The 9483-nt window shown below is 47.8% G+C and carries 8 protein-coding genes; 6 read left to right on the top strand and 2 right to left on the bottom strand.

The annotated features are described in order from the left end of the window. Positions 1-118: 118 nt before the first annotated feature. Positions 119-637, top strand: coding sequence for a hypothetical protein (locus IQ235_RS10500; protein ID WP_264321421.1), 519 nt, complete (start codon positions 119-121; stop codon positions 635-637). A gap of 421 nt (positions 638-1058) precedes the next feature. Beyond that, a complete protein-coding gene (locus tag IQ235_RS10495; protein WP_264321420.1) occupies positions 1059-2192 on the top strand; it encodes a CobW family GTP-binding protein in 1134 nt (377 codons plus the stop codon). Here IQ235_RS10495 and IQ235_RS10490 read toward each other — a convergent pair. Further along, positions 2189-3055, bottom strand: a complete 867-nt coding sequence (locus IQ235_RS10490) for an alpha/beta fold hydrolase (RefSeq protein ID WP_264321419.1) — start codon at positions 3053-3055, stop codon at positions 2189-2191. The two genes, IQ235_RS10495 and IQ235_RS10490, sit on opposite strands and share 4 nt — an antisense overlap. 619 nt (positions 3056-3674) lie before the next feature. Here IQ235_RS10490 and IQ235_RS10485 point away from each other — a divergent pair. The 4 genes from IQ235_RS10485 (at position 3675) to IQ235_RS10470 (ending at position 8888) form a co-directional block, all read left to right on the top strand. After that, positions 3675-6401, top strand: coding sequence for a PAS domain S-box protein (locus tag IQ235_RS10485; protein ID WP_264321418.1), 2727 nt, complete (start codon positions 3675-3677; stop codon positions 6399-6401). Between the two features lie 159 nt (positions 6402-6560). Then, positions 6561-7355: a DUF1361 domain-containing protein gene (locus IQ235_RS10480; RefSeq protein ID WP_264321417.1), complete on the top strand. Its 795-nt coding sequence runs from the start codon at positions 6561-6563 to the stop codon at positions 7353-7355. A gap of 10 nt (positions 7356-7365) precedes the next feature. Then, on the top strand, positions 7366-8247 hold the full coding sequence (locus IQ235_RS10475) for a carbohydrate ABC transporter permease (RefSeq protein WP_264321416.1): 882 nt from the start codon (positions 7366-7368) through the stop codon (positions 8245-8247). Positions 8248-8483: 236 nt separating this feature from the next. Further along, positions 8484-8888, top strand: coding sequence for a hypothetical protein (locus IQ235_RS10470; protein ID WP_264321415.1), 405 nt, complete (start codon positions 8484-8486; stop codon positions 8886-8888). Positions 8889-8983: 95 nt separating this feature from the next. On the opposite strand, the gene IQ235_RS10465 is transcribed toward IQ235_RS10470, so the two are convergent. Further along, a partial coding sequence (locus tag IQ235_RS10465) for a hypothetical protein (protein ID WP_264321414.1) occupies positions 8984-9483 on the bottom strand: 500 nt, incomplete at its 5' end.

Raw genomic sequence — 9483 nt, 5'->3', positions numbered from 1 at the left:
GTACCGGCGCGAACTGCTAGAAAAAGATTATTTCTTTATTATCGATCGCCAAATTGGAAATGGAGAGAGTACAATCGATGGCGATCGCCGATCGTAAAAAATACGCAAAATAAAAATTATGGGACTTTTCGATAAAATTGCTGGGGCGATGAGCGACCCCAACCTCCAAGCCAGTGCCGGCCAGATTGGCAGCATTCTCGGCAGTTTGCAAGAAACCAGCAATACGCAGAACCTCGATAACTCTACCACCCAGGCTCTGATGTCAGTGGTGGGTTCCCAAGTTCGAGGGGCCTTGCAAGAGAAAAAATCCGCCAATGGTATGGGTGGCGTTCAAGGTCTAATCAATCAATTTGCCGGTACGGGGTTCAACCCGCAAGCGGTATCGGCGCTGTTTTCTCCCCAGCAACAGGAGCAAGTGGTGCAAAGCGCATCCCAAAATACGGGGGTCAACGCGGCAACGATTCAGGCTTTGCTACCCACTTTAGTTCCCCTGGTGCTGAATTTCTTGAAAACTGGCGAAGGGCAAAATTCCGCAGCCGGAGCTAATCCCGTCCTCAATAGCTTCCTAGATTCCGATGGCGATGGCGATGTGGATATGGGCGATGTGATGAAGCTTGCCGGACGGTTTTTGAAGTAGTAAAGCGCGATCGTCCTTGCGCCATTTTATCTTCCTGCAACGGCATCGCCTGGGACTCCCCCATTCAGGGGACAAACAACTCCTCCATTGTGGTGAAGCGATCGTTCGGGCGATCGTCGTAATATTCACAATAACCACTAAGCTCAATACGAATTCCCCCGCCCTATCTTGGTTGTTGGGGGATTTTTTTTGCCCGAACTCGCTTTCCTTAGATTTGGGCTCTTGCACTTCAATATTAAACGCATTTGAGAAAATCGAGCCTGTAGAACGTCACCCCCAATTCGGGGAGAGGGGGAGAGAATAACGATTCACTGATTTTTCGTTGTCAATTGTCAATTGTTCATTGTCCGTTCTTTCCCCATCTCCCCACCGAACGGGATATCATAAGAATTTGCCGTCGATCGAGTTTAAGCAAGACGCTATGCAAACCGTAGATTCCCAAACAGTTCCCTCGGTAATGGATGCGCCCAAGCACGGTCTTCCCGTCACCATCATCACGGGTTTTCTCGGCAGTGGCAAAACCACGCTCCTCAACCATATCCTCACCAATCAGGATGGCGTCAAAACAGCGGTTTTGGTGAATGAGTTCGGCGAAATCGGTATCGATAACGAGCTGATCGTCGCCACGGAAGACAGTATGGTGGAGTTGAGCAACGGTTGTATTTGCTGCACTATCAATGACGATTTGCTCAATGCTGTTTACAGCGTCCTGGAGCGCCCGGAGAAAGTAGACTATTTGGTGGTGGAAACCACGGGACTTGCAGATCCGATGCCGGTGGCACTGACATTTCTGGGAACGGAACTGCGGGATATGACCCGCCTCGATTCGATCGTTACGATGGTCGATTGCGAGAATTTCAGCCTCGATTTGTTCAATTCCCAAGCGGCTTACAGCCAGATTGCCTACGGCGATATCATTCTCCTCAACAAAGTAGATTTGGTGGATGAGGCGGATGTGGACTTGCTTGAAGTGAGGATTCGCGAGATTAAGGAAGGCTCGAGAATTCTGCGAACGACAAAATCTCAGGTTCCCCTGCCGTTGATTCTCAGTGTCGGATTGTTCGAGTCCGATCGCTATTTCGAGCAAAAAGAAACCGAACACGGTCACGACCACCACGACCACAGCCACGACCACGACCACCACGACCACAGCCACGACCACGACCACCACGACCACGACCACCACGACCACCACGACCACCACGACCACCACGGCCACGACCATCACCACCACTCCAACCATTTAGAAAATGATGGGTTTACATCCATCTCCTTCGAGAGCGATAAACCCTTCGTCATTCGTAAGTTTCAGGACTTTCTCGACAACCAGCTTCCTGACAACATTTTCCGAGCCAAAGGCATTCTCTGGTTCGCCGAAAGTCCCCAGCGTCACGTCTTCCATCTGAGTGGCAAGCGGTTTTCCATCGATGATGAAGAGTGGAAAGGGGAACCCAAAACCCAACTGGTGCTCATCGGTCAGAACTTAGACCATGACAAGTTGCGATCGCAACTACAAGCTTGTGTGAAGTCTAAGCCAAAAGGATTCGGAAATTAGCGATCGGAGGATTCCAAAAACGATCGTACCGCCGCTAGATAGCTAGAAGCATCCTCTAACATGGGAAAATGACCGGTATCGCGAATTAGAGCATATTCAACGTTTTCGCTCAAACTAGCAGCTCGCTCGCCCATTTCGGCTGGAATGATGCGATCGTACTCCCCCGATACCAATAGGGTGGGGGTCTGGATGCGGGCGAATTCCTCGGGCATCCCCAAGGCCATTTTCTGGCTCACAGAGGTGTAAATCGTCCCCAGAGCTGCTTGGTAGTCTGCCAGGATAAAATCTTCCAAAAACTCCCGCCTGAGCTGACTGGGGAGAGAACGGTGGAGAAACCGGGCCATAAATATTCGATCGACTCCCGGAATCCACAGGAGCAATCGGGGACGGACTTTCACCACCTGACCGCCAAATTTGTGAAAGGCCTTAAAAGCTTGCTCGTTGTATTCAAATATGCCGCTACAAGTGAGGATTGCTCTTTCCACTCGCTGGGGATAGCGATTGAGAAATAAAGTGGCAATCGTTGCCCCCATCGAATGTGCGTTAAGGTATACTTTTTCGATGCCCAGACTGTCTAATAGCTCTGCGAGATCTTCGGCATAGGTTTCGAGTTCGCAGTCAATTTGGGAGTCAATTTGGGAGTCAATTTCGGCATTTTGAGGAAGGCGCGACCTCCCGAATCCTCGCAGGTCGTAGAGCAAACAGGCAAATTGAGTCGAGATGGACTCGGCGGTACTTTGCCAGTATCGCGCAGAACCGCCCCAGCCGTGTAAAAACACCATCACCGGTTGGGTTGCCGAACAGTCCGGCGATCGCACCCACTCATAGTAATGCTCGACACCTCGAATTTGAAGATATGGCACGATCGCATCCCTCCTAAAAGTAAATTTTCACCCCAAAATTTTCGGATCAATTTGAAAGGATTCAGCGACCTGTGGAGATTCCCCAACAGTTTTCTTCGACCGAAGGGGTTAGGGGAATTCTAGATCGAAGGCAACTGAATTCCTACATCAATTTTGGTAACAAATCGATTTTCCTTTGTCTGCTTTCTGCTACTATTTGATGCGATCGAACACTCGAATAATCTATCGCGATCGACCGAAATTTTAGTGTAAAAGATAACGGTCAAATCGACGATATCTTCACAATGTTTGCATCTTTTCAAGACGATCGCGCCTTTCCTCGAATCTATCTCAAGCCGATGCGATCGCAGTCGCCTTTTCCCAAATTGAGGTATCGTACTTCGCGCACTGAGTTTGGGGGGAGAAGTCAAAGAGAAAAAACACAAACGTGAAGCCCCGTAAGGCTCTGATGCTATTCTAAATCCGATCGTTCGACCGAGATACGAGGATTGACTGTCAGTACTTGACGACTCGATCGTGGCGACTAGAACTAGGCATTTTGCCAAACCTCCTCTTAGAGTAGAAGTATAAAGAAATCCATGGGATTCCAATTGTTTCTGCTCTTAGCTCGAATTTGGCGATGAAGTTTCGATTTTTTTCCCACATTACGGCATCCTTAGCCACACTTATCGTTCTCGGTGCCGTGTCGATTTTAGAGCGACAAGAACGAACTCGATTCCAAACCGCTTACCGAGTCAACGTTCTCAATAAACTCCATGCCGTAGAAGCCGCCCTCGAAGCCCAAATCGATCGCAATTTGGCGCTCTCCCGTGGCTTAGTGGCGTATATCTCAACTCACCCCGACATCGACGAAGCCCAATTCGATCGCCTCGCACGGGTTCTTGTGACGCAGCAGCCCGATGTCGAAAGTTTAAACTTGGTTCGGGCGGGAAGCAAGGAAGGTTCGCCCGGTTACACCTACTCTCCCAACGATCGCCCCTTCGATTGGCAAGCGATCGATCTCGATCGGTCTGCTTCAATCGCTCGTACCATCGAGTCTCGCAATTCGATCGTCGAACCCCCGATCGCTCTAGACGACGGTCGCTCGATCGTTATCGAACGATCGCCGATTTTCATCACCCCTCCCGGCGCACCTCCCGAAAGCGGAACCTATTGGGGAACTGTCAGCCTCGCCGTCGATCTAACGTCGGTTTTGCAAGCCGTCGGCGCTCTCAATCCTCTCACTTCTCTAAAATATAGCTTGCGCGACAGTAACGGTTCTCCCGATCGGGAAGTGTTTGCCGGCGACGGGGCTATCTTCCAACAAGATCCCACCATCGTCAATGTCGATTTACCCCAAGGTTACTGGCAATTAGCCGCAGTGCCCAAGACCGGCTGGATTTACCAATCGCCCGTTTTGTGGTGGTTGCGCGGTGGGGGTGGCCTATTGGCACTGCTGGTGGGTTTTTCTGCGTTTAAAGGACTCGACAATCCCCGACAACAGCGGGATGCACTCGAACGGGAAACCATCGACTTGCGCGAAAAAGAAGCGTTGTATCGGGAATTGGTTGAAAATGCCCACTGTGCCATCGTTCGCCTGGATGCCCAGAGCAATATTACGTATCTCAATCCCTTGACCCAACGCCTGCTGGGATATTCCGAAGCAGAACTGTTGGGAAAGCCGATTCGCACCATCTTACCGCCTCAAATTAATAAAGCCACCCATCCATTACTCGCGGCGATCGAACATAGTCTCTTTTACCCCCACGATCCGATCGAGCTTGATGCTAAAGCTACCTGTGGCAATGGCAAAATGCTCCCGATGGCATGGCGCGGCAAAGCGATCGTCGATCCGGTTGGGGAAGTTCGCGGGGTCGTGTGCATCGGGAAAGATATTAGCGATCGTGCCCTAGCAGAATTGGAACTGCGGGCATCGGAAGCCGAGTTGCGGGCATTACTCGCGGCGATGACCGATCTGATTTTTATCCTCGACGATCGGGGATACTTCATTAAAGTCGCCCCCACCAGCCCCGATTCGGTTTATCGCTCGCTCTGGGACCCTACGGGACGAACCCTAGAGGATGTTGTGGGCCCAAAACGAGCTGAGGAATTTCTCGAAGGCATTCAAAAGGTGTTGGTCACCCAAATGCCTCATTCTTTTGAATACAGTCTCGTTTTGGATGGAAAAGAGGTTTGGTTTGGGGTCAATCTTTCTCCGATGTCGGCAGATACGGTCATTTGGGTGGCGCGCGATATTAGCGATCGCGTCCGAGTCGAAGCTCAACTGCGATCGGCTGCATCGGAGTTAGAGCAACGAGTGGAAAAACGGGCTGGAGAAATTCAACACGCCAACAAGCAGCTCCAAATCGAGATCGTCGAGCGAATGCAAATCGACGAAGCCCTTCGCCAGAGCGAAACCCGCGAACGAGAAAAAGCCCAACAACTCGAACAAACCCTCGAAAAGCTGCAACTCACCCAAGCCCAACTCGTCCACACCGAGAAAATGTCCGGTTTGGGTCAACTGGCGGCGGGAATGGCTCATGAAATTAATAATCCCGTCGGCTTCATTCATGGCAACCTCTCTCACGTTCGAGACTACACGCAAGATTTACTCGATTTACTCGAAATCTATCAAGAAGAGTATCCCCAAGAAAACGATCGCATTGAGGAATGGGTGGAGCAAATCGATCTAGAATTTCTCAAACAGGATGTCTTTGACACGATCGCCTCGATGGAAAGTGGAACCGAGCGTATTCGCACCATTATTTTGTCGCTGCGCAATTTCTCTCGCTTAGATGAGTCGGGTCTGAAGCAGGTTGATATCTGCGAGGGACTTGAAAGCACGCTCCTGATGCTACAACATCGCCTTCACCGTCAGTCTAATTTGCCCGAAATTCAGGTGATTCGAGAATTGGAGGATTTACCGAAAGTGGAATGTTACCCCAGCCAACTCAATCAAGTCTTTGCCCATCTGATGTCCAATGCGATCGATGCTTTAGATGAAAATCGCCATCATTGGACGGACAAACCGGGGGATGACGATCGATTTCCTCGTACTGCCGAACCCGCGATCTGCATCCGTACTCAAGCCTTAGAGGGCGATCGCGTTGCAATTTCGATCGCCGACAACGGATCTGGGATTCCACCAGAGATTCAAGCTAAAATTTTCAACCCGTTTTTTACGACCAAAGCTGTTGGCAAAGGAACGGGTCTCGGCTTGTCTATTAGCTACCAAATTATTACTGAAACTCACCAGGGAACATTAACTTGTCTTTCCCAACCCGATCGGGGAACCCAGTTCAAAATCGAGATTCCGATCCGGAATTTTGCCGCTTCATCGTGTAGTGTTTCTTCGGACAAACAATAAAAAATCGAGGTTGGATATTTTTCCTCTTTCATCGAAATAAAATTCGATCGCCTCTCCGTTATCAGCGTTTTATTTTGATTTTTTTCTTTTACTTCACCCGCGAAACTCATGCACTCGATTAATACTATTTGGAATACGCTTCTTACCAACCGAGTTTGGATGACTTGGAACTTATTTCTGGCGTTATTGCCCCTTGCCTTAAGTCTGTGGCTGTTCGATTGGCCTCGATCGCGCTTTTTTCGTTGGGGAGTGGTCGGGTTGACAGGAGCGATGTTCGTAGGGACGTATTTAAAATACCCGTCTTACCTCCTCAACATGATACTCAGTGTCTTGCAAAATATCCGCACCAGCTATCTAATTGTTGCCGCTGTGATGACACTTTTGCTCATGGGAGTCGAAATTTTGATTTTGGGAAAAAACAAGTCTCGCTCTGTATTTTGGTGGCTGGGATTTGTGGTGTTTATCGCTTTTTTGCCCAATGCGCCCTACGTTCTCACAGATATTATTCATTTGATTGAGGATATCCGTCGCGATTACTCCGCATGGCTGATTACTTTAGTTCTCATTCCTCAATATTTAGTCTTTGTCGGAATTGGGTTTCAAGCTTATGTTTTATCGTTAATAAATCTGGGACAATACATGAAGCACCAAGGATTAGGACGGTTTGTTCTAGCTGCAGAGTTCTTAATTCATAGTTTGTGTGCGATCGGGATTTATTTGGGTCGATTCTGGCGTTTTAATAGCTGGGACTTAGTCACTCAACTCGATACAGTTCTGCAAAAAATGATGAACGAGCTATTTGACAAACGTCCCTTAATGATATTAGCGATTACATTTGCCGTTATTGCCGGTTTGTACTACCTCTTGAAATGGGTGACAGAATCGATTATCATTGCCCGACAAGTCAAGCAGATCTCATCTTTTGAGACTTCGACACCTTCCCTGCAAGAATAAGTTAAAACTCATGCTGGAAAATCGCGATATTGTACTTCGCAAACTCACACCCTATCTCTTTTTATTTCCAGCATTATTCTTTTTGACAATCGCGGTTATATATCCCGCACTTCAGGGATTTTACCTCAGCTTTACTCGCTATGAATACGATCTCACTCAAGCACCTGACTGGGTCGGTTTTGCCAACTTTCAACGGTTGTGGATCGATCCGCTATTCTGGCAAACCTTACGGCAAACTCTGCTGTATTTAATCGGTGTCGTCCCGATTTTAGTCGTATTGCCTTTGGGGTTAGCAATTTTAGTCAATCGCGAACTTCGAGGCATTCTCTGGTTTAGAACCGCTTATTATACTCCCGTTGTCATTTCGATGGTGGTGGCGGGAATTGCTTGGAAATGGTTGTATTCCGAAAATGGATTTCTCGATCGATTCGTCCAATTTTTCGGGTTTGAAAATGGTATTCCCTGGTTAACCAGTCCCAAACTAGCAATTTTTAGTGTCATGGCGGTTACCATTTGGAAGGGGTTAGGGTATTATACGGTCATTTATTTAGCGGGGTTGCAAGGCATCCCTTCTGCGTTATACGAAGCTGCTGCAATGGATGGTTCCGATGGCTGGCGACGACATTTAGATATTACCGTTCCTTTAATGAAACCCTATCTCTTTCTGGTCGCCGTTATTTCTTCCCTCTCAGCTACGAAAGTATTTGAAGAAGTGTTCGTTATGACTCAGGGAGGACCGAGAAATAGTTCTCAAACGATTGTCTACTATCTTTACGAACAAGCATTTAGCTATTTAGAAATGAGCTATGCTTGTGCGATCGGTTTGGTTCTATTTTTACTGATATTAGGATTTTCAATTTTGAATTTAAAACTGTCCGCTCGATTGGAATAAATGATATATAGCGCTTTTCACACCCATGAGGTACAGAGATTCTGGGAATGGGGAATGGGGAATGGGCACTTCGACAGGCTCAGTAACCAGGAATGGGGAATGGGGAATGGAAGATATAACTTGGGTGTACCTCACAAATATGAGGATTGCTATATTTAATCGCCAAACTGATTTTTCAAAAGAGATAAACTGCTATTTATATTTTTTATTATATTATTTTCATCTAATAATCGCTCGTGAATCAAAATAACGAACCCACAGAAGAACTCGATCGCTATTTTCCAAACTTTCAAAACTTTAAAAGCGATCGCGTCAATTCAGAATCGAACGATCCAAGTTCAGCTCGTTCAAACCCAACAAAATTTAACCAAAACCGCACCCGACCTAAAATCGAGCTAAAAGAAAAAAAGAAAATCCCCGATCGCTTCTTTCTTTATATTTTTTCAGCGAGCATCGCGTTGGGGTTCTTGGGGACGATCGTTCCCAAAAAAAGCATCGAACAAACCCTCGATATCGAGTCGGGCGAACGCATAGAAATAATGACATCGAAGCAAGGGGATACTTTTACTCAGGTGGTTGGCTATAGCTTGGCGAGTTTAGCTGCCATCATGGGTTCGATTAAAAAGCTGGTCTCTAAATAAAAGCAATACGCGCGCTCTCCTCAAGCGATCGGGATTCTGATTCAAGACAGCCCGAAATTGACCGCAGCGAGCATTTCGGATCGTCCTTCTATTTTCTAATCTGGCATCATCACCTCCAATTCGTAGCCGTCCAAATCCGTTCCTCGATCGATTAGGTTGGCGGTCGCAAAATCCGGTCCGAACCAAAACGCTTCTTGTCTTTCGAGCTTCTCGGGTTCGAGTTCTCCGTACTTGAGAGCCAGAATTTGAGCGAGTTCTTCGTAAGATAACCTTGCTTTTAGAACTGGGTCGAAAACTAGGGTGACACTTGTGAGTCCGTGCCCGCCCGACTCTACATCTTTTTGAAAAGTGAACTTATATTTTTCGATTCCCGGAATCTCTTCAACGGCAACTTCACTAACGACAAACTCATCAGAATCTCCTAAATTCGAGACCTGCTGACTTCCGGGAACTCGCTCTCCAACAGCTTGTGGAGTCATATCGCTTTCTAAGCCCAAATTTGCGATCGCCTTCGGTAGCCAACTCTTTTGGGATGTGCCGATAATTTCTGAGAGATCGACCCCGATATCGGCGATCGCAGTACTCGAGACTGGGG

It is taken from the genome of Zarconia navalis LEGE 11467, from assembly GCF_015207075.1.
Lineage (GTDB): Bacteria > Cyanobacteriota > Cyanobacteriia > Cyanobacteriales > Geitlerinemataceae > Zarconia > Zarconia navalis.
The sequence above is the reverse complement of the archived record's forward strand: the minus strand, read 5'-3'. Positions and strand labels throughout refer to the sequence as shown.